Annotated in this window: 21 protein-coding genes; 11 read left to right on the top strand and 10 right to left on the bottom strand. The window is 73.5% G+C overall.

Annotated features, from left to right (window positions below; translation table 11 throughout):
• The first annotated feature begins 238 nt into the window (after positions 1-238).
• Positions 239-553, top strand: a complete 315-nt coding sequence (locus BX266_RS22600; protein WP_099902557.1) for an ATP/GTP-binding protein — start codon at positions 239-241, stop codon at positions 551-553.
• A gap of 7 nt (positions 554-560) precedes the next feature.
• Here the strand turns inward: BX266_RS22600 and BX266_RS22605 are convergent, their stop codons facing one another.
• Both BX266_RS22605 and BX266_RS22610 read right to left on the bottom strand, forming a co-directional pair.
• Positions 561-1,328 (bottom strand): ABC transporter permease subunit, encoded by a 768-nt coding sequence (locus BX266_RS22605; RefSeq protein WP_099902559.1) that lies wholly within the window; start codon positions 1,326-1,328, stop codon positions 561-563.
• Position 1,329: 1 nt separating this feature from the next.
• Positions 1,330-2,328 (bottom strand): ABC transporter ATP-binding protein, encoded by a 999-nt coding sequence (locus tag BX266_RS22610; protein WP_099902561.1) that lies wholly within the window; start codon positions 2,326-2,328, stop codon positions 1,330-1,332.
• A gap of 96 nt (positions 2,329-2,424) precedes the next feature.
• Between BX266_RS22610 and BX266_RS22615 the strand changes: the two genes are divergently transcribed.
• Positions 2,425-3,216: an alpha/beta fold hydrolase gene (locus BX266_RS22615; RefSeq protein ID WP_099902563.1), complete on the top strand. Its 792-nt coding sequence runs from the start codon at positions 2,425-2,427 to the stop codon at positions 3,214-3,216.
• 88 nt (positions 3,217-3,304) lie between these two features.
• Here BX266_RS22615 and BX266_RS22620 read toward each other — a convergent pair whose 3' ends face one another.
• The 3 genes from BX266_RS22620 to mce all read right to left on the bottom strand — a co-directional run bounded on the left by BX266_RS22620 (position 3,305) and on the right by mce (position 9,280).
• Positions 3,305-4,234: a cellulose-binding protein gene (locus BX266_RS22620; protein ID WP_014138112.1), complete on the bottom strand. Its 930-nt coding sequence runs from the start codon at positions 4,232-4,234 to the stop codon at positions 3,305-3,307.
• Positions 4,235-4,342: 108 nt separating this feature from the next.
• Positions 4,343-8,515 (bottom strand): hypothetical protein, encoded by a 4,173-nt coding sequence (locus BX266_RS22625; RefSeq protein WP_099902565.1) that lies wholly within the window; start codon positions 8,513-8,515, stop codon positions 4,343-4,345.
• Between the two features lie 330 nt (positions 8,516-8,845).
• Positions 8,846-9,280: a methylmalonyl-CoA epimerase gene (mce, locus tag BX266_RS22630; RefSeq protein ID WP_099902567.1), complete on the bottom strand. Its 435-nt coding sequence runs from the start codon at positions 9,278-9,280 to the stop codon at positions 8,846-8,848.
• A gap of 245 nt (positions 9,281-9,525) precedes the next feature.
• On the opposite strand from mce, the gene BX266_RS22635 reads away from it, so the two are divergent.
• Positions 9,526-10,716 (top strand): acetyl-CoA C-acetyltransferase, encoded by a 1,191-nt coding sequence (locus BX266_RS22635; RefSeq protein WP_099902569.1) that lies wholly within the window; start codon positions 9,526-9,528, stop codon positions 10,714-10,716.
• Between the two features lie 77 nt (positions 10,717-10,793).
• A complete protein-coding gene (gene meaB / locus BX266_RS22640) occupies positions 10,794-11,747 on the top strand; it encodes a methylmalonyl Co-A mutase-associated GTPase MeaB (protein ID WP_099902571.1) in 954 nt (317 codons plus the stop codon).
• A gap of 18 nt (positions 11,748-11,765) precedes the next feature.
• On the opposite strand, the gene BX266_RS22645 is transcribed toward meaB, so the two are convergent.
• Complete coding sequence (locus BX266_RS22645) at positions 11,766-12,284, bottom strand: MarR family winged helix-turn-helix transcriptional regulator (RefSeq protein WP_099902573.1); 519 nt, start codon at positions 12,282-12,284, stop codon at positions 11,766-11,768.
• 193 nt (positions 12,285-12,477) lie between these two features.
• On the opposite strand from BX266_RS22645, the gene BX266_RS22650 reads away from it, so the two are divergent.
• The 6 genes from BX266_RS22650 to BX266_RS22675 all read left to right on the top strand — a co-directional run bounded on the left by BX266_RS22650 (position 12,478) and on the right by BX266_RS22675 (position 17,449).
• On the top strand, positions 12,478-13,470 hold the full coding sequence (locus BX266_RS22650; protein WP_099902575.1) for an MBL fold metallo-hydrolase: 993 nt from the start codon (positions 12,478-12,480) through the stop codon (positions 13,468-13,470).
• A 30-nt stretch (positions 13,471-13,500) separates the two neighbouring features.
• Positions 13,501-14,877: an ATP-binding protein gene (locus tag BX266_RS38785; protein WP_180290574.1), complete on the top strand. Its 1,377-nt coding sequence runs from the start codon at positions 13,501-13,503 to the stop codon at positions 14,875-14,877.
• Complete coding sequence (locus BX266_RS22660) at positions 14,874-15,293, top strand: roadblock/LC7 domain-containing protein (protein ID WP_099902577.1); 420 nt, start codon at positions 14,874-14,876, stop codon at positions 15,291-15,293. Before BX266_RS38785 ends, BX266_RS22660 begins: the two co-directional genes overlap by 4 nt.
• The gene (locus BX266_RS22665; RefSeq protein ID WP_099902579.1) at positions 15,290-15,658 is read left to right on the top strand and encodes a DUF742 domain-containing protein; all 369 of its coding nucleotides are present in this window, start codon (positions 15,290-15,292) and stop codon (positions 15,656-15,658) included. Before BX266_RS22660 ends, BX266_RS22665 begins: the two co-directional genes overlap by 4 nt.
• Before the next feature lie 70 nt (positions 15,659-15,728).
• Complete coding sequence (locus BX266_RS22670) at positions 15,729-16,277, top strand: ATP/GTP-binding protein (protein WP_259465138.1); 549 nt, start codon at positions 15,729-15,731, stop codon at positions 16,275-16,277.
• The gene (locus BX266_RS22675; protein WP_099902581.1) at positions 16,274-17,449 is read left to right on the top strand and encodes a cytochrome P450; all 1,176 of its coding nucleotides are present in this window, start codon (positions 16,274-16,276) and stop codon (positions 17,447-17,449) included. Before BX266_RS22670 ends, BX266_RS22675 begins: the two co-directional genes overlap by 4 nt.
• 66 nt (positions 17,450-17,515) lie before the next feature.
• Here the strand turns inward: BX266_RS22675 and BX266_RS22680 are convergent, their stop codons facing one another.
• The 4 genes from BX266_RS22680 to BX266_RS22695 form a co-directional block, all read right to left on the bottom strand.
• Complete coding sequence (locus BX266_RS22680; protein ID WP_099908181.1) at positions 17,516-18,316, bottom strand: AIM24 family protein; 801 nt, start codon at positions 18,314-18,316, stop codon at positions 17,516-17,518.
• Between the two features lie 233 nt (positions 18,317-18,549).
• Complete coding sequence (locus BX266_RS22685; protein WP_099902583.1) at positions 18,550-19,200, bottom strand: AIM24 family protein; 651 nt, start codon at positions 19,198-19,200, stop codon at positions 18,550-18,552.
• Positions 19,200-19,838, bottom strand: a complete 639-nt coding sequence (locus BX266_RS22690) for an AIM24 family protein (RefSeq protein WP_099902585.1) — start codon at positions 19,836-19,838, stop codon at positions 19,200-19,202. Before BX266_RS22690 ends, BX266_RS22685 begins: the two co-directional genes overlap by 1 nt.
• Positions 19,839-19,957: 119 nt before the next feature.
• A complete protein-coding gene (locus BX266_RS22695; RefSeq protein ID WP_099908183.1) occupies positions 19,958-20,731 on the bottom strand; it encodes a DUF2127 domain-containing protein in 774 nt (257 codons plus the stop codon).
• Positions 20,732-20,894: 163 nt separating this feature from the next.
• On the opposite strand from BX266_RS22695, the gene BX266_RS22700 reads away from it, so the two are divergent.
• Entirely contained in the window at positions 20,895-21,215 is a 321-nt protein-coding gene (locus tag BX266_RS22700; RefSeq protein WP_259464804.1) for a DUF3817 domain-containing protein, read from the top strand.
• The last annotated feature ends 14 nt before the right edge of the window (positions 21,216-21,229 follow it).

Below are 21,229 nucleotides of genomic sequence, written 5' to 3' on the forward strand. Positions count from 1 at the left end.
TAACCCATGTCATGTGCCAATGGCACGCGGAACGCCCAATTTCCCCGAGGAAAGGGTGGATTACCGGCGATTCACCGGACCGGGCGGGTGATCCGTGCTAATGGCGCGGGAGTGGCGGATGGGGCGGCGCGTGCCCCCGGGGTACAACGCGGCGGGCCCGGTCCGGTCACTGCCTGGGACCGGACCCGCCGCGGCCCGTACCCTGGAGGCACAGCGCGCCCGATGGAGAGGTAGTCACGTGTCCCCCCGCCGCAACCGGATCGACCACCCCGACGACCGCGGGAGCGCCGCGCCGATGGGCAGTTCACTGCGCCGGGTGGAGGAGTACCGGGGCGAGGACTGGGTGGTGCAGACCGTGGCCGGCACCGCCGGGCGGTTCTACCGCTGCCCCGGCTGCGACCAGGAGATCCCGCCCGGCGTCGGCCACCTGGTCGCCTGGCCCGACCACGGCGGCGGCGTCGACGACCGCCGGCACTGGCACCGGGCGTGCTGGGGAGCGCGGGAGCGCCGCGGCTCCAACATCCTGCGGGGCCGCGGCGCTCCGAAGTACTGACGGCGGCTCAGGCGTCCCGCTTCTTCAGCACCAGGTACCCGCAGAGCAGGGCGGCGGCCGTCCACGCGGCGCAGATCAGCAGGCCGGTCCACGGGCCGTACGGCTGGTCGGCCGGCTGGTAGACCTGGACGGCCCGGGAGCCGGCCCAGTCCGGGAAGTAGTGCGCGACGTTCTTCACCTTCGGGACCGCCGACAGGATCGGCGAGAGCAGGAAGAAGAACGGCACCAGGATGCCCAGCGCCAGGGTCTGGTTGCGCAGCAGCACGGTGACGCCGGCCGAGAACAGGCACAGCAGCGTCAGGTAGAAGGCCGCGCCGAACACCGCCCGCAGCACGCCCGGCTCGCCCAGCGAGGTGCGGTGCTCGCCGAGCACGGCCTGGCCGACGAAGAAGGTGACGAACGCGGTCACCAGCGCTACCGCCAGCGCGATCGCGCCGAGCACCGCGGCCTTGGCGGCCAGCAGGGTGCCGCGCTGCGGGACGGCGGCGAGCGAGACCCGGATCATGCCGCTGCTGTACTCGTTGCCGATCGCCAGCACGCCGAACACCACGATGGCCAGCTCGCCCAGCAGGATGCCGGCGAAGGCCGTGCCGGTGGCGTCGAACGGGGTGCTGGAGTCCTTGGTGAACTCGGCGAAGTTCTGCTTGGTCACCAGGGACAGCAGCGCGCCGACCACCAGGGTGACCAGGAAGGTCGCGGCGAGCGTCCAGAGGGTGGAGCGGACGCTGCGGATCTTGGTCCATTCGGACTGGGCGACGGCGGGGAAGGCGGCCATCTCAGCTCTCCTTTCCGGACTGGCGGTTGTCCCAGCCGGTGCCCCAGGCGGGCTGCTGCTGGGCGGTGGGGGCGGTGCGGGAGCCGGCGGACCCCGGGGCGCCCGCGTGGTACTCCACGGAGTCCGCGGTCATCTGCATGAACGCCTCCTCCAGCGAAGCCTGCTGGGGGCTGAGCTCGTGCAGGGTGATGCCGTGCGCGGCGGCCAGGTCGCCGAGGAAGGCCGGATCGCCGTCCACCACCTCCCAGGCCCCGTCCGGGCCCGCCTCGGCGCTCAGGCCGGCTCCGCGCAGGGCGTCCAGCAGCTGCTCCTGGTGCGGGGTGCGCAGCCGCACCGCGGAGCGGGAGTTCTGCTTGATGAACTCGGCCATCGGCAGGTCGGCGAGCAGCCGGCCGCGGCCGATCACCACCAGGTGCTCGGCGGTCAGCGCCATCTCGCTCATCAGGTGCGAGGAGACGAACACCGTGCGGCCCTCGGCGGCCAGACCCTTCATCAGGTTCCGGATCCACAGGATGCCCTCGGGGTCGAGGCCGTTCACCGGCTCGTCGAACATCAGGGTCTGCGGGTCGGCCAGCAGGGCGGAGGCGATGCCCAGGCGCTGGCCCATGCCGAGCGAGAAGCCGCGGGCGCGCTTCTTGGCCACCGCGGTCAGGCCGACCAGCTCCAGGACCTCGTCGACCCGGCCGCGCGGGATCCGGTTGGACTGGGCCAGCCAGAGCAGGTGGTCGTAGGCGGTGCGGCCGGGGTGCACGGCCTTCGCCTCCAGCAGGGCGCCGATCTGCCGCAGCGGGTCCTGGATCTCGGCGTAGTGCTTGCCGCCGATGGTGACCTTGCCGCTGGTCGGGTGGTCCAGGTCGAGGATCATGCGCATGGTGGTGGACTTGCCCGCGCCGTTCGGCCCGAGGAAGCCGGTCACCACGCCCTCCGGGATCCGGAAGCTCAGATCGTCAACGGCCAACTTGTCACCATAACGCTTCGTCAGGTGATGCAACTCGATCATTCACCACTCCTTGGTCTTCGGTCAGGTTAGGACAGAAAGCGGATAAATCGGACGACCGTCGACCGGGGCGTGCCCGCCGGGCCCTACGGTGGAACCATGACCTCGCCCAGCGCGCCGGCCGTCCGCCAGAACGGCACCGGCACCCCGCTCGTCCTGCTGCACGCCTTTCCGCTCTCCGCGCGGATGTGGGAGGCCCAAGTGGAACGGGTACCCGGCCCGGCCGGGGACGATGCCCGGGTCGTCGCACCGGACCAGCGCGGCTTCGGCGCCGCCCCGCTCGGCGAGCAGCCCCCGTCCCTGGACACCGCCGCCGACGACCTGGCCGAGCTGCTGGACGAGCTGGGCATCGAACAGGCCGTGCTCGGCGGGCTGTCCATGGGCGGCTACGTGGCGATGGCCTTCGCCCGCCGCCACCCCGAACGGCTGGCCGGGCTCGTCCTCGCCGACACCAAGGCCACCGCCGACACCGACGCCGCCCGCGCCAACCGGGAACGGATCGCCGCCGCCGTGCTGGCCGCCGGAAGCGTCGAGCTGCTGATCGAGGAGCGCACCGCGGAGAACCTGCTGGCCCCCGGCGCCGACGAGGAACTCGCCGGCGCGGTGCGGCAGATGATCGCCGAGGCGGACCCGGCGGCGGTCGCCTGGGCGCAGCGCGCGATGGCAGCCCGCCCCGACTCGCTGGACGACCTGGCGGCGCTGGAGGTGCCCGCCGCGGTCATCGTCGGCGAACTCGACACCGTGACCCCGCTGAGCGAGGCCCGGATGATGGCCGAGGCGCTGGGCGACGCCGAACTGACGGTCATTCCGGCGGTCGGCCACCTGTCCTCGCTGGAGGCCCCGGAGACCTTCAACGCCGCCGTCCGGGCGCTGCTCAAGCGCGTCAAGTAACGACCCGTCGCCCGATCCACCGAAAGGGCCCGGAGCGTCAAGCTCCGGGCCCTTTCGGACAGTTGGACCCCAGCGGTCCGAGCGGTGACTAGCGCGACTGCTGCGCCGGCACGCCCAGCGAGTCGTCGGTCGGCAGCGAGGCCGCGGCGACGGCCGCACCGGTCAGCGTGGCCAGCATCTCGCGGACGTTGGTCAGCTGCGCGTTGATCGAGTCGCGGCGGTTGGTGAGCGCCGCCAGCTCGCGCTCCGACTCGCTGCGGACCCGGTCGGCCTTCGCGTTGGCGTCGGCGACGATGTCCTCGGCCTGGCGCTGGGCCGTCTCGATGGTCTGACGGGAACGGCGCTCCGCGTCGGTGCGCAGCTTCTCCGCCTCCAGACGGAGCTGCTCGGCGCGGTGCTCGATCTCGGCGAGGCGCTTCTCCGCCTTGGCCTGACGGGCCGCCAGGTCGCGCTCGGACTGCTCCCGGCGCTTGGCCAGGTTGGTCTCGAACTCCAGGGCGGCCTGCGCGGCCTTGGTGCGGGTCTCCTCGAAGAGGGCGTCCGCCTCCTCGCGCTTGTTCTGCGCGTCCTTGTTGGCCTCGGCCCGCAGCTGCGCCGCGTCCGACTTCGCCTTGTCGACGATCCGCAGACCCTCGTCCTCCGCCTTGGCCTTGCGGTCCTTGGCGTAGTTCTCGGCCTCGGTGCGGACCTGCTGCGCGGCGGCCTCGGCCAGCTCGCGGTGCTGCTCGGCGGCGCGGTGCGCCTCGTCGCGCAGGTCCTTCGCCTCCTCCTCGGCGAGGCGGAGGATCTTCTCGACCCGGGCGCCGAGGCCGGCGTAGGAGGGCTCCGCCTCGGTGACCGCGGCCTGCGCCGTCTGGGTCTCCAGGTGGAGTTCCTCGATGCGCTTCTCCAGCGCGCTGATCCGGGAGAGCGCGCTGTCTCGGTCGGCCACCAGCTTGGCGATCCGCTCGTCGACCTGGGCGCGCTCGTACCCACGGCGTACCAGGTCGAAGCCGTGCGGGGAGTGACTGTCGCTCATGGGATTTCTGGGCTTCCTGTCGTCAAACCGCTGAGATGGTTGAGGGAATCCTGACACGGTACCGGAGTGTCAACGGCGAAACACCGTTGGTTCGCGGACAATGTCCGCTCAATCGGGTGGCGCGCCCCCGGAGCGATTGCCTCCCGATCGCGGAGAGCCCACCCCGGCACCGGCCTTGGGCCCTCCGTCCTTCTTGTTTCCCCCGTTGCCGTGGGCCGACGGCGCGGGTGCCTCGAAGGCCTCCAGCGCCGACAGCACGTCCTGGACCCGAGAGATCTCGGTGTTGATGTCCTTGCGGCGGCGGACCAGTTCGTCCAACTCCCGCTGGCCCTCGTCGGTCACGCGCTTCGCCTCGGCCTTCGCCTCGGCGAGCAGCCGCTCCGCCTCCTCGGCGGCCAGCCGCAACTGCTCCTCGGCGTCCGAACCCGCCCGGCGGATCCGCTTCTCGGCTTCCTCGTCGGCACGCTTCAACCGGGACGAGGCCTCGTCGGCCGCCGCCTCCAGCTTCTCCTCGGACTCCATCTCGGCGGCCTTCAGCTTCGCCTCCGCCTTGATGATCAACGCCTCGGCGCGGGTGGTGGAGTCCGACAGCTTGTGCTCGGCCTCCTTCAGCAGCGTCTCCGCCTTGCGCACCGCGGCGATCCGCACCCGGCCCGCCTCCGCGGACGCCTCCGAGGTCAGCTCGGACGCCCGGGACTCGGCCGCGGCGATCAGTTCCGCCGCCCGCTCCTCGGCCTCCGCGACCTGGGCCTGCGCCTGCTCCTCGGCCTCGGTCAGCTGCTCCTGGGCCGCCGTCACCAGCGCGTCCACCCGCTCGCCGGCGGACTTCATCGCCTGCGCGTTCTCCTTGCGGGCCCGCTCGTGCAGCGCCTCGATCTCCGCGTCGGTCCGCTCGCGCAGCTCCTCCGCGCGCTCCCGGATCGCGGTGGAGTCCCGGCGGGCCTCCGACAGCAGGGCGTCGGCGTCCGAACGGGCCCGCTCCACCTCGGCCTGGCCCAGCGCCTCGGCCTCCGCGCGCAGCCGCTCGGCCTCCTGACGGGCCGCCGACACCATCGCGTCGGCCTGCTCCTCGGCCGCCGTCGCGACCGCCAGCGCCTCCGCCTGGGCCTGCTCGCCGAGCTGCTCGGCGTCCGCGAACGCCTTCTCCAGCACCGACTTGGCCTGCTCGCGGGTCGCCTTGTCGTACGCCTCGGCGCCCTCCCGCAGCTCCCGGTCGAAGGACTCGGCGCGGGACCGGATGTCCCCGTCGAACTCCTCCGCCAGGGTGCGGGTGGCCAGCGCGTACTCCTCGGCGTCCGAGCGCAGCGCCGCCGCCCGCTCCTCCGCCTCGGTGAGCGCCGCCGACGCCAACTCGTCCGCCTCGGCCAGCACGCGCTGCGCCCCGGCCTCCGCCTCGGCCCGCTGCTGCTGCGCGAACTCGGCCGCGGCGGACCGCAGTTCGGCGCTCTCCCGGCCGGCGCGCTCGCGCAGCTCGCGGTCGTACGCCTCGGCGGCCTCGCGCAGCTGGGCGCTCTCCCGCTCCGCAGCGGACCGCAGTTCGGCGATCTGTGCGGTGGCCTTCTCGTGCATGCCGGCCACCGACTGGCGGACCTCCGCGGCCTCCTGCTCGGCCGCCGACACCAGCTCGGCGGCCCGCGCCGCGCCGTTCGCCCGCAGCTCCTCGGCCACCTGCTCGGCCTGCTCGCGCAGCTCCGCGGTCTCCCGCTCGGCGGTCGCCCGCAGCTCCCGGTCGTACGTCTCGGCGGCCTCGCGCAGCTGGGCGCTCTCCCGCTCGGCGGTGGCCCGCAGCTCGGCGGTCTCCCGGTCGGCGCGCTCGCGCAGCTCGCGGTCGTACGCCTCGGCGTCGGTGCGCAGCCGGGCCGCCTCGGTGCGGTCCGCGGCGGCCTCGGCACCCAGTGCCTCGGCGTCCGCGCGGGCGGTGGCCAGGGTCTGCTCGGCCTTGGTGCGCAGCCGCTCGGCGTCGGCCGCGGCGGCCTCCCGGACCGCTTCGGCCTCGCCGTCCGCCGCCGCCCGGATCGCGGCGGCCTCGGCCAGTTGCTCGGCGGTCCGCGCCTGGTCGCGCTCCAGGTCGGCGCGGGCGGCCTCGCGGGCCTCCGCGGCCTCGGTGCGCAGCGCCTGCGCGGCGGCCTCGGCCTGCTCGGCGACCTCGCGGGCGGCCTCCTCGGCCTCGGCCAGCACCGCACGGCCGGTCTCCTCGGCCTGCGCGCGGTGCTGCTCGGCCCACTGCGCGGCCTCGGCCCGCAGCGCCTCGGCGGCGGCGTCGGCCTCGGCGCGGACGGTGTCCGCGGCGGCCGCGGCCAGCTCGCGCAGCTCGGCGCCCTCGCGTTCGGCGGCGGCCAGCTGCTCCTCGGCGGCGGCCTGCGCGGCCGCCAGCGTCTCCTCGCGGGCCCGCTCGGCGGCGGCGGTCAGCTTCTCGCCCTCGGACCGGGCCCGGGACAGCGTCTGCTCGGCCCGGCCCTGCACCGCGGCGGCCTGCTCGCGGGTCTCGGTGAGCAGCCGCTCGACCTCCTCGGCGGCGCCCGAGCGCAGCGCGTCGGCGTCGGCCTTGGCGGTGGTGAGCAGTTCCTCGGCCTGCTTCGCGGACTCCTCGACCTGCACGGCGGCCTGCCGGCGGGCCTCGGCCCGGACCCGCTCGGCCTCCGCCTCGGCGGCGGAGCGCTGCTCCTCGGCCTGCTCGCGGGCCTGGGCGGCCTCGCGCTGCATCCGCTCCAGCTGCTCGCGGATCGAGGCGGCGTCCTCCATCGCGGCGTTCTGCGCCTGCTCGACGGCCTCCCGGGCCTGCTCCAGCAGGGTGTGCGCCTCGGACTTGGCGTGCTCGACCAGCCGTTCGGCCTCGGCGGCGGCCTCGCCGCGGGTGGACTCGGCGTCCGCTCCGGCCCGGCTCAGCACCTCCTCGGCCTGCTTGGCGGCGCGCGCCATCCGCATCGCGGCGTCCTTGGCACCCTCGGAGCGGCCGGCCTCCTCGGCCTCGGCGCGCAGCCGCGCGGCCTCCGCGGCGGCGGCCTCCCGCAGCTCGGCGGCCTCCCGCTCGGCGGCGGCCCGGCGTTCGGCGATCTCCGCCTCGGCCTCGGCGCGCAGCTGGTTGGCGACCGACTCGGCGGCGCCGCGCAGGCGCTCGCTCTCCTCGGCGGCGGCGGCCTTGGCGGCGTCCGCCTCGGCCTGCGCGGTGGCGGCGACGGAGCGGATCAGGTCGGCCTCGCGGGTGGCGGCGGCGACCATCTTGGCGATCTCGGCGCGCGCGGTGGCGGAGCGCTGCTCGCTGGCGGCGGCGCCGTCGGCGACCTTGCGCTCGGCCTCGCTGGTGGCCTCGGCCTGCAGGCGCTGGGCGGCGGCGGTGGCCTCCTCGCGCATCCGGGCGGCCTCGTTGCGGGCCCGCTCGGTCTCGGCCAGGGCCTCGGCGCGCAGCCGCTCTATCTCGGCCTGGGCGCCGGCCAGGGCGGCCTCGGCGCGTTCCTGGTCGGCGAGGGCCTGCCGCTTGAGGGCGGTGATCTCGGCCTCGGCGGCGGCCAGCTTGTGCTCGGCGGCGGAGTGCGCGTCGGCGAGCTGCTGCTGGGCGGCGGTGAGGGTGGCGGCGCGCTGCTCCTCGGCCTGGGCGCCGGTCTGCTGGGCCTGCTCTGAGGCGGCCCGGAGCAGGCGTTCGGCGTCGGTCTGGGCGCGCATCAGGGCGGCTTCCGCCTGTGCCTGGGCCTCGCCGCGGGCGGCGTCGACGTCGGCGGCGGTCTGGGCGCGGGCCTGGTCGGCTAGCGCGGCGGCCTCGGCGCGGACCGCGGCCATCATCCGCTCGGCCTCGGCCCGGGCCTCCTGGAGCAGGCGCTGGGCCTCCTGCTCGGTGCCGGCGCGGGTCTGCTCCGCCCAGTTGACGTTCTCGTTGACGTGGCGCTCGGCGGCGGCCCGGAACTCGTTGAGCTCCTCCTCCAGCTGGCGGCGCCGGGCGTTGAACTCGGCCTCCAGCTGGGCGGTGCGCTCGCCGGCCTCGGCCATCATCCGCTGGGTGGCGGCCTGCGATTCGCGCAGCGCGCGCTCGGCGTCCGCGCGCAGCGCCTCGGCCTGCATCTCGGCGTTGCGCAGGAGCTGCTCGGCCTGGCCGGAGACGGAGTCGAAGGCACGCGGCTGGGCGAGCTGCCGGCGGGCCTCGTGCAGCTTGGCCCGGAGCACCTCCACCTGGTAGGCGAGGTCGTCGGCGTGCTCGATGGTCTTGTCCCGCTCCTTGCGGGCCTTCTCCAGCTCGGCCTCGAACTTGGAGAGGTGATCCTCAACCTCGTAGCGGTCGTAGCCCCGCACTCCGCGGTCCCATCCATCTCCTGGTCGCGTCCTCGACCGGGCCGCTCCGTCCCGCAGCCTGCCGGGTCGGACCGGTTGGTCCTTGCAATCGCTCCGCCGTCCGAGTGGACTCCTGAGCGAACTGTTGCCTCTGGAGAATGGTGACAGATCCGAACGGCGACCGTTCGGCCGTGCCCGCGTCGTGGACTCCCCTGCGGTGCGCCGACCTGTGGTAGCGGCGCACCTGGGCATTGTAGTGGGAGCCGCCTCCGGGGGAATGGGGGCGAGTGCCTTTTCGGAAGTTACCGACCAGTTCGTTACCGGCCGACCGGTTGTCCGGACCGGATGCGGTCAGTGCTCGGACGGCTCCGCCGAGGTGACCAGCTCGGTCAGCACGCCGCCGCAGTCCTTGGGGTGCAGGAAGGTGATCCGGGAGCCCATCGAGCCGCGCCGCGGCTCCGGGTACAGCACCCGCACGCCCTTGCCGGCGATCTCCGCGGCGTCCGCGTCCACGTCGGCGGTGCCGAAGGCGATGTGGTGCACGCCCTCGCCGTTCTTGGCCAGCCACTTGGCGACCGTGGAGTCCTCCCGGGTGGGCTCCAGCAGCTGCAGGTACGAGGCGCCGCCGTCCCCGGTGTCGTTGATCTTCAGCATGGCCTCGCGGACGCCCTGCTCCTCGTTGACCTCCGAGTGGAACACCTCGAAGCCGTAGGTGGAGCGGTAGAACTCCACGGTCCGGTCCAGGTCGAAGCAGGCGATGCCGATGTGGTCGATGCGGGTCAGCACGGGAGGTCCTCCGGGGGACGGGGGCGACATGAGGGTGGCACTCAGTGCAGCGCATCGCGGCCGCCGCACGCCAGCAGCGCGCCCTGCGAGTCTGCTCACACCCTCCATGCCCGCTCTGACACGGTGTTCACTGGGAAGTGCCAGTAGCGCTGATCACATCGTCTCGGCGGTGACGCAGAGGTGACCGGTCAGTACATTGACGGCATCCCCATACCCTCTGGTCCGACGCGCGAAGGGGCTCGTCCATGACTACTTCTGTGATCGTCGCAGGCGCCCGCACCCCGATGGGGCGGCTGCTCGGCTCGCTCAAGGGTTTCTCCGGCGCCGAGCTCGGCGGCTTCGCGATCAAGGCGGCGCTGGAGCGGGCCGGCATCACCGGCGAGCAGGTCCAGTACGTGATCATGGGCCAGGTGCTGCAGGCCGGCGCGGGCCAGATCCCGGCCCGCCAGGCCGCCGTGAAGGCCGGCATCCCGATGAACGTCCCGGCCCTGACCATCAACAAGGTCTGCCTGTCCGGCCTGGACGCGATCGCGCTGGCCGACCAGCTGATCCGGGCCGGCGAGTTCGACGTCGTGGTGGCCGGCGGCCAGGAGTCCATGACCAACGCCCCGCACCTGCTGCCGAAGTCCCGCGAGGGCTTCAAGTACGGCGCGATCGAGATGCTCGACGCGATGGCGTACGACGGCCTGACCGACGCCTACGAGAACATCCCGATGGGCGAGTCCACCGAGAAGCACAACACCCGCCTGGGCATCGCCCGCGAGGTGCAGGACGCCATCGCCGCCGCCTCCCACCAGCGCGCCGCCAAGGCCCAGGCCGACGGCGTGTTCGAGGCCGAGATCGTCCCGGTGGCGATCCCGCAGCGCAAGGGCGAGCCGGTGCTGTTCGCGCAGGACGAGGGCATCCGCGCCGACACCACCGCCGAGGGCCTGGCCAAGCTGCGCCCGGCCTTCGCCAAGGACGGCACCATCACGGCCGGCACCTCCTCGCAGATCTCCGACGGCGCCGCCGCGGTCGTGGTGATGAGCAAGGCCAAGGCCGAGGAGCTGGGCCTGAGCTGGATCGCCGAGATCGGCGCGCACGGCAACGTGGCCGGCCCGGACAACTCGCTGCAGTCGCAGCCGTCCAACGCGATCAAGCACGCCCTCGCCAAGGAGGGCCTGGAGGTCGGCGACCTCGACCTGATCGAGATCAACGAGGCGTTCGCCGCGGTCGCCCACCAGTCGATGAAGGACCTCGGCGTCAGCGACGAGATCGTGAACGTCAACGGCGGCGCGATCGCGCTCGGCCACCCGATCGGCATGTCCGGCGCCCGCGTGGTGCTGCACCTGGCGCTGGAGCTGCAGCGCCGCGGCGGCGGCGTCGGCGCGGCCGCGCTGTGCGGCGGCGGCGGCCAGGGCGACGCGCTGATCGTCAAGGTCCCCGCGCAGGGCTGACCGTTCGTCAGGACCCCGCGGAGCCCCGACCGGAGGCTCCGCGGGGCACCGTCTTTTCTGCTGCGAGGAGCAACCCGATGGCCGATGTGGCGACGCTGGTCGAGCAGGCCCGGCAGGGCCGTCCCCGGGCGGTGGCCCGGCTGATCACCCTGGTGGAGAACGCCGCGCCGGAACTGCGCGAGGTGATGGCGGCGCTCGCCCCGTACAGCGGGCGGGCGTACACGGTGGGCCTGACCGGCTCGCCCGGGGTGGGCAAGTCCACCTCCACCTCCGCGCTGGTGTCCGCCTACCGCAAGCGCGGCAAGCGGGTCGGCGTGCTCGCCGTCGACCCGTCCTCGCCGTTCTCCGGCGGCGCGCTGCTCGGCGACCGGGTGCGGATGCAGGAGCACGCCACCGACCCCGAGGTGTTCATCCGCTCGATGGCGACCCGCGGCCACCTCGGCGGCCTGGCCTGGGCCGCCCCGCAGGCGCTGCGGGTGCTGGACGGGGCGGGCTGCGACGTGATCCTGGTCGAGACCGTCGGCGTCGGCCAGTCCGAGGTGGAGATCGCCGCGCAGGCCGACACCTCGGTGGTGCTGCTCGCCCCCGGCATGGGCGACGGCATCCAGGCCGCGAAGGCGGGCATCCTGGAGATCGGCGACGTCTTCGTGGTCAACAAGGCCGACCGGGACGGCGCCGACGCCACCGCCCGCGAGCTCAACCACATGCTCGGCCTGGGGGAGTCCCGGCAGGCCGGTGACTGGCGGCCGCCGATCGTGAAGACCGTCGCCGCCCGCGGCGAGGGCCTCGACGAACTCGTCGAGGCCCTGGAGAAGCACCACAGCTGGCTCGCCGAGACCGGTGAACTCGCCGCCCGTCGCCGCCGCCGGGCCGCGCAGGAGGTCGAGGCGATCACCCTCGCCGCCCTGCGCGCCCGGATCGGCGACCTGCGCGGCGACCGCCACCTGGACGCCCTGGCCGGGCAGGTCGCCGCGGGCGAACTCGACCCGTACGCGGCAGCCGATCAGCTCGTGGCCGAACTCACCGGGTGAGAACGGGCCCGGCCGGGCCTAGCCCCGGCCGCGCAGGCCGCGGAGGTGCTCGGCGATGGGGGCGAGGGCTGCGTAGAGTGCGTCGAGCTGTTCGTCGGTGAGCCGGTCGATGAAGTGCTCGCGGACGCTGCGGACGTGGTCCGGGGCGACCTTGCGCAGGGTGTCCCAGCCGTGGTCGGTGAGGTGGGCGTAGAGTCCTCGGCGGTCGCCGGGGCACTCCTGGCGCAGCACCAGGCCGGCCGTCTCCATCCGGGTGATCTGGTGGGAGAGGCGGCTCTTGGACTGCAGGGTGGCGGTGGCCAGGTCGGTCATCCGCATCCGGCGGTCGGGGGACTCGGAGAGCACGACCAGGATCTCGTAGTCGTTGATGGCGAGGTTGTGGGCCTGCAGTTCCCGGCTCAGCTGGTGGTCGAGCAGCTTGCCGACCTCCAGGTGGGCGCGCCAGAACCGCTGCTCGCGGGCGGTCAGCCAGGGGGTCTCCGCCTCCGCGTCGCGGGAGGGGGAGACCGCCGGCGCTTCGGTGACGGGGGTATCCATGGATCCGAGTATAGCCGACATTGTTCAATGTTGTACGAATTCACACGCCGCGGCTCCGGAGCGGCTCCCGCCCGCGTCCGGCGATCGCTCCGTGCCCGCACAACCGCCGCCCCGCTTGGGCGAGTTGAACCGGTCATGTTCAATCTGTGGGCCGGAGTCGGACGGTGACGCCGAGTTAGGCATAATCGCGCCCATGACGACGCCGACCGCGAACTTCCATTCGATAGCCGACGGTGTGTACGCATGGCAGCCGCAGCAGCGGGGTTGGGGCCTGGCCAACTGCGGCCTGGTGGCCTCCGCCGACACCGCGCTGTGGATCGACACCCCGTACGACCGCACGCTGGCCGGTGAGTTCCTGGACCGCAGTCGCGCCGTCCTCGCGCCGGGCGTCACCGTGGACCGGATCGTCGTCACGCACGCCAACGGCGACCACATGTGGGGGGCCGGCGTCCTCCCCGACGCCGAGATCATCGCCACCCGCGAGGCGCTGCACCACATCGCCTACGAGCCGACCCCCGAGCAGCAGCACGCCCTGCTGAACACCCTCGACCCGGCCAGCGACACCGGCGCCTACCTGCACGAGCACTTCGGCTGCTTCGACTGGTCCGACACCCCGCCGGTGACCCCGGACACCGTGTTCACCGGCGAGCTCGAACTGCGGGTCGGCGACCTCCCGGTGCAGATCAGCAGCCTCCCGCCGGCCCACACCAGCGGCGACCTGATCGTCCACCTGCCCACCCGCTCCACCGTGTTCACCGGCGACATCGTCTTCGGCTCCACCGCCGAACGCCCCGGCGACCACGCCGTGCACTGGGCCGGCCCGCTCGGCAACATCGTCGACGCCGTCGAGCGGCTGCTCGACACCGGCGCCGAGACGGTCGTCCCCGGCCACGGCCCGCTGCTCACCCGCGCCGACCTGCGCGCCCACGCCGGCTACCTCCGGTACCTGCGCGACCGCGCGCACGCCCTGCACGCCGCCGGCGTCCCGCTCGCCGACGCCGCCCGGACCGTGCTGGACGAGCGCCGCTACCCCGAACTCGGCCTGCCCGAGCGGCTGCTGGTCACCCTCGGCACCGAGTACCGGCACCTCGACGGCGCCGAACCGCCCGCCATGCTGGAGGTGGTCGGCCGGATGGCCGGCCTGGCCCGGCAGCGCGCCGCCGAAGGCGCCACCAGCACCGTCTGACCCGCAAGCGACGACACCCCCGAGGACCCCATGGTCGAGATCGTGCTCGCTCTGCTGGCCGGCGCCGCCCTGACCGCCGGCCCCCTGCTGTGGTCCGCCCGGCGCGCCGTCCGCACCGCCCGGGCGGCCGGCCGGCGTGCCACCGACGCCGAGAACCGCGCCGACGGCGCCGTCCAACGGGCGCTGGCCGCCGAGGAGAACGCCAGGGCCGCCGACGGCCGGGCCCGGGCCGCCGAGGCCCGGCACACCGTCGCCGAGGCCCGGCTGGCCGCGGCCGTCCGCGAGGCCGCCCACCTCGCGCACGAACGGCTGCCCGCCGCCGCCACCGCGCTCACCCACCCCCGCACCCCCGTCCCCGGCCCGCTCGACCCCGCCGCCGGCGCCGAGGACCTGCACCGCGCCCTGGACGCCGCGCTCGGCGCGGCCGTCCGCGCCGTGCTCGCCGAACGCGAGCGCACCGACGCCGCCGCCCGGGCCGCCCTGCGCGGCGCCGCCTCCAAGATCCAGGCGCTGCTGATCCAGGTCCGCTCGCTGCTGGAGGAGATCCAGCTCAGCGTCGACGACCCCCGGCTGCTCGCGCTGGACTTCCGCAACGAACTGACGCTCCGCCGGGTGCAGTCCCTCGCGGTGCTCTCCGGCGCCTGGCCCGGCATGACCCGGGAGGACTCCCCGCTCGCCGAACTCTGCGTCGGCGCGCAGTCCCGGGTGGCCGGCTACGCCCGCGTCGAGATCACCAACCACCTGCGCGAACCCCGGCTGGCGGTGGCCGCCCGGGCCGCCGAACCGGTCGCCATCGCGCTCGCCGAGATCCTCGGCAACGCCACCGCCTACTCCCACCCCGAGACCCGGGTGGTCGTCTCCATCGAACAGGGCAGCTCCGGCGCCCTGGTGGTGGTCGACGACATGGGCGTCGGCATGGAGCCCGATCAGCTGGAGCGGGCCGGCGACCTGCTCGACGGCCAGGCCGAGGTGCTGCTCACCGAACTCGGCGACCCGCCGCAGGCCGGCTTCGCCGTGATCGGCCTGCTCTGCCGGCAGTTCGGCTTCGGCTGCCGGGTCGAGCCGTCGCCGTACGGCGGCGTCCGGGCGATCCTGCGGCTGCCCGCCGACCTGCTCACGCTGACCGACCCGGGCGCCCGGCTGTCCGCGCTCGCGCCCCGCCCGATCACCCAGACCGCGCCGGTGTTCGACGCGGGCGACGCGCTCCCGACCCGCAAGCGCCGCGCCCCCCGCGTCCCGCAGCAGGACGCCCCGTCCACCCTCCCCGCCCCGGCGGGCAGCACCCCCGACCGGGCCCGCAGCGCGTGGGCGGCCCTGCAGTCCGGCACCGCGGCCGGGCGCAGCGCCGCACTCGACGACCCGAGCCCGCAGGGACCCGCCGCACCCGAAGGAGTCGAAACCCCGTGACCGCCCAGCTCCGCCGCCACACCGAGGACCTGTCCTGGGTCCTCACCCCGCTGCTCGACCTGCCCGGGGTGCAGAACGCCGTGATCGCCACCGGCGACGGCCTGGTCACCGGCCACTCCGCCGACCTCGGCCGGGACGGCGCCGACCGGGTCGCCGCGATGACCGCCTCGCTGCACGCCGCCGCCCGAGCCTTCACCACCGCGTTCACCGGCCGCGAGCAGATCCGGCTGAACCAGACCGTGGTGGAGTCCGAGGACGGCTACGCCGTGGTCACCCCCGCCGGCGAGAACTCCTCGCTCGCGGTGTTCGCCACCGCCGGCGCCGACCTCGGCACCATCGCGTACCAGATGCAGGTCCAGGTCGCCGCGCTCGCCAGAGCCCTCGCCAGCCCCGCCCGGGAGGCGAGTGGCACATGACCGTCTCCAGCGGGCCCTTCGGCCCCAGCCGCCGCCTCGTCCCGGCCTACCTCGCCACCCACGGCCGCACCGCCGCACCCGGCGGGCACAGCCTGGAACGGCTCAGCGTGCTGCACGCCGCCGCCGACCTCCCGGCCGGACTCGGCGGCGAACACCGCCAGTTATGGGAACTGGTCCGCCCCGGCGCCCTGACCGTCGCCGAGGCCGCCGCCCACCTCCGGCTGCCGGTCAGCGCGACCGTGTTCATCGCCGCCGACCTGGCCGAACGCGGCGCCCTGAGCGTGCGCGCGCCGATCCCCAACGCCCAGCCGGTCAACCGGGACCTCGCCGAAAGGCTCCTCAGTGGACTTCGCGCCCTCAAGTAGCACCGCCACCCTGCCCGGTGACGGACCGTCAGGCGCACCCGCCTACCTCCCCGCCACCGACCCGATCCTGATGAAACTCATGGTCACCGGGCCGTTCGGGGTCGGCAAGACCACCTTCGTGCGCACCCTGTCGGAGATCCCGACCCTGCACACCGAAGAGACCATGACCGCCCACGGCATCCCGGTCGACGACACCACCCGGACCCCGGGCAAGACCGCCACCACCGTGGCCGTCGACTTCGGCCGACTCACCCTCACCGACGGCGAGTTCGTGCTGTACCTGTTCGGCACCCCGGGCCAGCGCCGCTTCCTCCCGCTCTGGGAGGACCTCGCCCGCGGCGCCCTCGGCGCGCTCATCCTCGCCGACACCCGCCGGCTCGCCGACGCCTTCGACGCCATGGACCTGATCGAGGAGGCCGGCCTGCCCTACGCGGTGGCCGTCAACCGCTTCCCCGACACCCCGCCGATCGAGCTCGACAAGATCCGCGTCGCCCTCGACCTCGACCCGGCCACCCCGCTGCTCGAATGCGACGCCCGGGAACGCGACGGCTGCGTCGACGCGCTGATCGCCCTGACCGAGCACGTCCTGGACCGCCTTCCCCAGGAGACCGCCCCATGACCCGCACCGCCCTGTTCGGCCCGCAGTTCGCCGCGGACCCGCACACCCACTACGCCCGGCTGCGCGACCGCGGCCCGCTCGCCCCGGTCCAACTCGCCCCCGGCGTCGACGCCTGGCTGGTCACCGACTACCACGTCGCCCTGGAGATCCTCCGCGACACCGAGACCTGGACCCGCGACGCCCGCCGCTGGCAGGCCACCCAGCCCGCCGACTCCCCGCTGCTGCCGCTGTTCGGCTGGCGCCCCACCGCGCTGTTCTCCGACGGCGAGACGCACGCCCGCTACCGCCAGGTCATCACCGACAGCGTGGGCATCCTCGAACCGCACCTGCTGCAGCGCGACACCACCGCCGTCGCCGAGCAGCTGATCGCCGAATTCGCCGGCACCGGCAAGGCCGACCTGCTCGCCCAGTACGCCTACCGGCTGCCGCTGCTCATCCTCACCTCCTGGTACGGCATCCCCGACCCGGACATCGACCGGATCAGCGCCGCGATGAACCGCGCCTTCGAGTCGTCCACCGGCGCCGCCGCCGCGTACGCCGACCTGGTCGCCGTCATCACCGCACTGGTCGCCGAACGCCGCGAGGCGCCCCGGCACGACCTGATCTCGGCCTTCCTGAATCACCCGGCGAAGCTCGCCGACGAAGAGGTCGTCCGGCACATCACGCTGACCCTGATGGCGGGTCACGAGCCGACCGCCAACCTCACCGCCAACGCGCTGCTGCGGATGCTCTCCGACGACCGCTACGCCGGCTCCCTGCACAGCGGCGCGATGACCGCGCACGACGCAGTCAACGAGGTGCTCTGGAACGACCCGCCGCTGTCCAACTTCTCCCCGCACTACCCGCGCCGGGACATCGTCTTCCACGGCACCGCGCTCACCCCCGAGCAGCCGGTCCTGGTCTCCTACGCCTCCGCCAACGCCCAGGCGGCGCTGCCCCCTTCGGAGGCCGAATCGCTCGGCGGCTCCTACGCCCACCTCGCCTGGGGGGCCGGACCGCACCGCTGCCCGGCCCGCCAGCCCGCGGTCCTGATGGCCGTCACCGCGATCGAGTACCTGATCAGCCGCCTCACCGACCTCCGGCTGGCCGTCCCCCCGGACACCGTCACCTGGCGCCAGGGGCCGATCCACCGCGCCCTGACCGCCCTCCCGGTCGAGTTCACCGCCCTCTGAGACCCGACCCGTCAGGGGCGCGGGGAATCTGCTGCGCGAGCGGAGGAGGACACTCAGGGGCGCGGGTCAGAGGCCGAAGCGGCGGCCGAGGTCGCCGAGGTTCCCCAGGCCCGGGACGTTCACGTTCGGGAGCTGCTGCCCGCTCTGGTGCGGGACGCCGCCGCCCGGGACGCCGGGCTCCGCGGCGACGACGCCGACGGAGCGTTCGGCCATCAGGGTCTCGGAGGACTGCATCAGCACCTGGCCGGCGCCGATGAACTCGAACTGGTGCTCCTCGCCGCTGGCGCCGCCGAGCCCGGTCAGGTGCCGCAGGCCGCCGATGAGGCCGTGCATGTAGCTGTGGTCGTAGTGGTGGCACGGCGCGGGGCAGTCGGCCCAGCCGACCAGGGCCTGCGGGTCGACCCTGACGGGCGGTTCGACGAAGTGCACGGGCCCGTTGGAGGCGGCGACGAACTTGCCGGTGCCGATCAGGGTGAGGAACCCGGGGATGATCGACTGCTTGAGCTGCAGGGTGGGTTCGAAGGCCAGCAGGTTGCCCGAACGGACCGTCAGGTTGCCGTTCTCCAGGTCGTAGGAGTTGAGGTCGAAGGCGCGGTCGGCGAGCAGCAGCTTGCCGTGGCCCTCGGCGACGACCCAGTCCGAGGCGTGCAGCGGGGAGTTGAAGTTCCGCTCCAGCAACTGGTCGATCGCGCCGCGGCCGATCCCGGAGAAGCGCATGTCGCCGTAGTAGGCGATCATCTTGCCCTTCTGCAGGTAGTACGCGCCGTTCAGGTCGACCGAGAAGCAGTACGGGTTGACGTTGTCGTTGGCGGGCAGCGTGGACGGGTCCCAGACCTTGGGGCCCTCGCCGCCGGGCGGCTGGAACATCGGGGCGCCGAACTGCCCGGCCGGCGGCGCCTGGTAGGGCTGCTGGGGCGGCATGCCGACCTGGGTGGCCTGGTAGGACTGCTGGTACTGCTGCTGGGAGTACCCGCCCTGCTGCTGCGGCGGGTACGGCTGTCCCTGCGGCGGGTAGGGCTGACCCTGCTGGGGGTACGGCTGCCCGGGCTGCGGCGGGTAGGGCGGCTGCTGGCCGTAGGGCTGCTGCGGGGGGTAGGACATCAGAGCTTCACCTCGCTGGCCTGCACGTAGACGATGCCGTGTCCGGAGAGTTCGAGCTGGAAGGCCTCGCCGGAGCCCCGTCCGATCATGTCGCGCCACCCGAGGGCGCTGGAGAGCTTGTTGGTGACCTGGCCGCGGTGGGCGACGTAGGCCTGCGGGTCCACGTGGACCGGCTGGTTCGGGGCGATCTGCAGCTCGACCACGCCGCCGTGGGCCATCACGGCGACCGCGCCGTGGCCGGTGAGCTGGGTGGTGAACAGGCCCTGTCCGGTGACCTGGCCGCGCACGACGCCCATCAGGCCGCCCTGCTGGCCCATGAACATGGTGGACTGCTGGAGGCTGCCCTCGAAGGCGAGCAGCCGGTCGGCCTCGACGTACAGGGTGTCGCCGGTCAGGTCGACCAGGTGCACGTGGTGGCCGCCGTGGCCGAACATCACCTCGCCCTGGCCCTCGACGGTCATCAGCGGGGTGTCCTCGTTGGCGACCCGGCGGCCGATCATCGACATCACGCCGCCCTGGCCGCCCATCGCGTTGGGCTTGAAGGTGACCTCGCCGGAGTAGCCGAGCATCGAGCCGCGCTGGGAGAAGATGCGCTGGCCGGGCAGCACCTTGGCCGAGATCATCTTGTTGTTGATCCGGGTGAAGGCCATCAGACGTCGCCCCCGAAGGTCAGGCGCTCGGAGGGCTGGACGTAGACCAGCCCGTCGCCGGTGAACTCGACCTGCATCGCCTCGCCGCCGCCCTCGCCGATCAGCGTGGTCCAGCCCGCGCCGGACTTGAGGGCGCGGTTCAGGTTCCCGGTGTGGGCGATGTACGCGCCGGGGTCGACCCGGAGCGGCAGGCCCTGGGCGACCCGGAGGATGACGGCCGGTCCCTTGGAGGTGACGGCGGCCCAGCCCTGGCCCTCCACCTTGGTGGTGAAGAGGCCGTTGCCGGACGCCATGCCGTTCAGGCCGGTGAAGGAGGTGCCCGTGTGCAGCGTCGCCTCGGTGCACAGCAGGTTGTCGGACTCGACGAACAGCGTCTCGCCGTTCAGCCGGACGAGATTGATCTCGGTGGCCTTGTCGGCGAAGTAGCAGGTGCCCTGCCCCTTCACCTCCATGACCTCCATGCGCTCGCCGGTGAGCCGGCGGGTGACCATGCCGCGCAGGCCGTCGCCGCCGCCGGAGAGCTTCTTGAAGCCCATCTGCCCGGTGTAGGCGACCATCGAGCCGTTGCGTGCTTTTACGGTGTCCCCGGCGAGATCGACGGCGAGGACCTTTGACCCCTGGAGTCGGAACTGTGCCACGTCCGGGAATCTAGCGGCCCCCTCCCCCGGGGGGAGGGGGCTCGGCCCTGCTGGTACCCGTTCGGTACGAAATCCGGACACCTGACCGACCGTCAATCGCCAGATAACGGACAAAAGCGTCAGGCGGTCTGCGGGACGGCGCCCGCGGCGGTCTCCACTTCCAGCAGCGAGGCCGAGTGGCGCTCGGCCTCGAACGCGGCGACACCGCCGCGCAGGCCGAACAGCCGCTTGGAGAGCATGATCCAGAGCACTGCGGCGATGTTCAGCAGCAGCGTGCCGATCTTCAGCACGCTGACGTGCTCGGTGAGCTCGTAGCCCTCCAGCGGCAGGAACGCGGCGGTGGCGATCACGGTCAGGTACTCGGCCCAGCGCCGGCCCCACCACAGGCCGAACGCCTCGACGATCTCGATCAGCGCGTAGACCACCAGCGCGACGGCCACGTAGAGCAGGGTGGAGTGCTTGTAGTCGAAGGTCCGGCGGATGGTGTCGACGATCGGCGAGTGCTCCAGGTCCCAGTGGAAGTGCTCGGTGACCGGCTTGAAGACGGTCAGGTTCTCGTCGAAGATCCGGCGCACCGCGTCCTGGCTGTTGGAGAACTTCCACACCGCCCAGGCCGCGACGACGATCAGCAGGCCGCGCAGCAGCCGTTCGACGGCGAGGAAGCGCAGGATGAACAGGTCCCGCAGCGCCTTGCCGCGCGGGACCAGCGGCGCGTTCTCGGCCGGGCCGGAGCCGTGCGGCTCGCCGAGCGCGAAGTCGCCGCAGCGCAGGCAGCGCCAGGCGGTGCCGAGCGCGGTGGCGGCGTGCAGGCGGGTGCGCAGGTCGGTCTCGTCGGGCGCGTAGGTGATGTGGCCGCGCCGGGCACAGGTGTGCCGGTCCCAGTCCCGTTTCAGCATGGTGCGGTGCCCCCCGTGGGTCTGCGGGCCCGCCGGTCGGGCCGCGCGCAGCCAGCAGGATAGGGGGTCCGCCCGGCGCGGTTGTCAGGTCGGTGATAATAGGCCTGGCTTGTGCACCGGTTCACAAGCCAGCCGCCCGCCGTGCCCTGTGAGGAATCCCGTGAAGAGCGTCGCCGCCGTCCACCGCCTGCGCCTGGTCTCCGGCCCGGAGGGCCTGTCCTTCATCCTGCTGCTGATCTGCTCGGTGCTGAAGCGCACCACCAGCTTCAACGGCGTGCCGGTGATGGGCACCGTGCACGGCGTGCTGTTCATCCTGTACCTGGTCTTCCTGGTGCAGGCGTACCAGGCCCGGCGCTGGGAGCCGAAGCGCGGCCTGGTGCTGTTCGTGCTGTCGGTGCTGCCGACCGGCGGGTTCTTCGCCGAGCGGATGCTCGCCAAGGAGGAGCGCGGCGAGCTCGACGCCGCCCCGGCGACCGCCTGACGGTCCCTCCGCAG

Source organism: Streptomyces sp. TLI_171 (genome assembly GCF_003610255.1).
Taxonomy (GTDB): domain Bacteria; phylum Actinomycetota; class Actinomycetes; order Streptomycetales; family Streptomycetaceae; genus Kitasatospora.

Excerpts from the sequence above, each read along its gene's own strand:
- BX266_RS22610 (WP_099902561.1), bottom strand. The coding sequence starts at position 2,328 with ATGATCGAGTTGCATCACCTGACGAAGCGTTATGGTGACAAGTTGGCC.
- BX266_RS22645 (WP_099902573.1), bottom strand. The coding sequence starts at position 12,284 with ATGGATACCCCCGTCACCGAAGCGCCGGCGGTCTCCCCCTCCCGCGAC.
- BX266_RS22605 (WP_099902559.1), bottom strand. The coding sequence starts at position 1,328 with ATGGCCGCCTTCCCCGCCGTCGCCCAGTCCGAATGGACCAAGATCCGC.
- BX266_RS22680 (WP_099908181.1), bottom strand. The coding sequence starts at position 18,316 with ATGTTCCAGCCGCCCGGCGGCGAGGGCCCCAAGGTCTGGGACCCGTCC.
- BX266_RS22635 (WP_099902569.1), top strand. The coding sequence starts at position 9,526 with ATGACTACTTCTGTGATCGTCGCAGGCGCCCGCACCCCGATGGGGCGG.
- BX266_RS22670 (WP_259465138.1), top strand. The coding sequence starts at position 15,729 with ATGAAACTCATGGTCACCGGGCCGTTCGGGGTCGGCAAGACCACCTTC.
- BX266_RS22615 (WP_099902563.1), top strand. The coding sequence starts at position 2,425 with ATGACCTCGCCCAGCGCGCCGGCCGTCCGCCAGAACGGCACCGGCACC.
- BX266_RS22650 (WP_099902575.1), top strand. The coding sequence starts at position 12,478 with ATGACGACGCCGACCGCGAACTTCCATTCGATAGCCGACGGTGTGTAC.
- BX266_RS22675 (WP_099902581.1), top strand. The coding sequence starts at position 16,274 with ATGACCCGCACCGCCCTGTTCGGCCCGCAGTTCGCCGCGGACCCGCAC.
- BX266_RS38785 (WP_180290574.1), top strand. The coding sequence starts at position 13,501 with ATGGTCGAGATCGTGCTCGCTCTGCTGGCCGGCGCCGCCCTGACCGCC.
- BX266_RS22685 (WP_099902583.1), bottom strand. The coding sequence starts at position 19,200 with ATGGCCTTCACCCGGATCAACAACAAGATGATCTCGGCCAAGGTGCTG.
- BX266_RS22620 (WP_014138112.1), bottom strand. The coding sequence starts at position 4,234 with ATGAGCGACAGTCACTCCCCGCACGGCTTCGACCTGGTACGCCGTGGG.
- BX266_RS22665 (WP_099902579.1), top strand. The coding sequence starts at position 15,290 with ATGACCGTCTCCAGCGGGCCCTTCGGCCCCAGCCGCCGCCTCGTCCCG.
- meaB (WP_099902571.1), top strand. The coding sequence starts at position 10,794 with ATGGCCGATGTGGCGACGCTGGTCGAGCAGGCCCGGCAGGGCCGTCCC.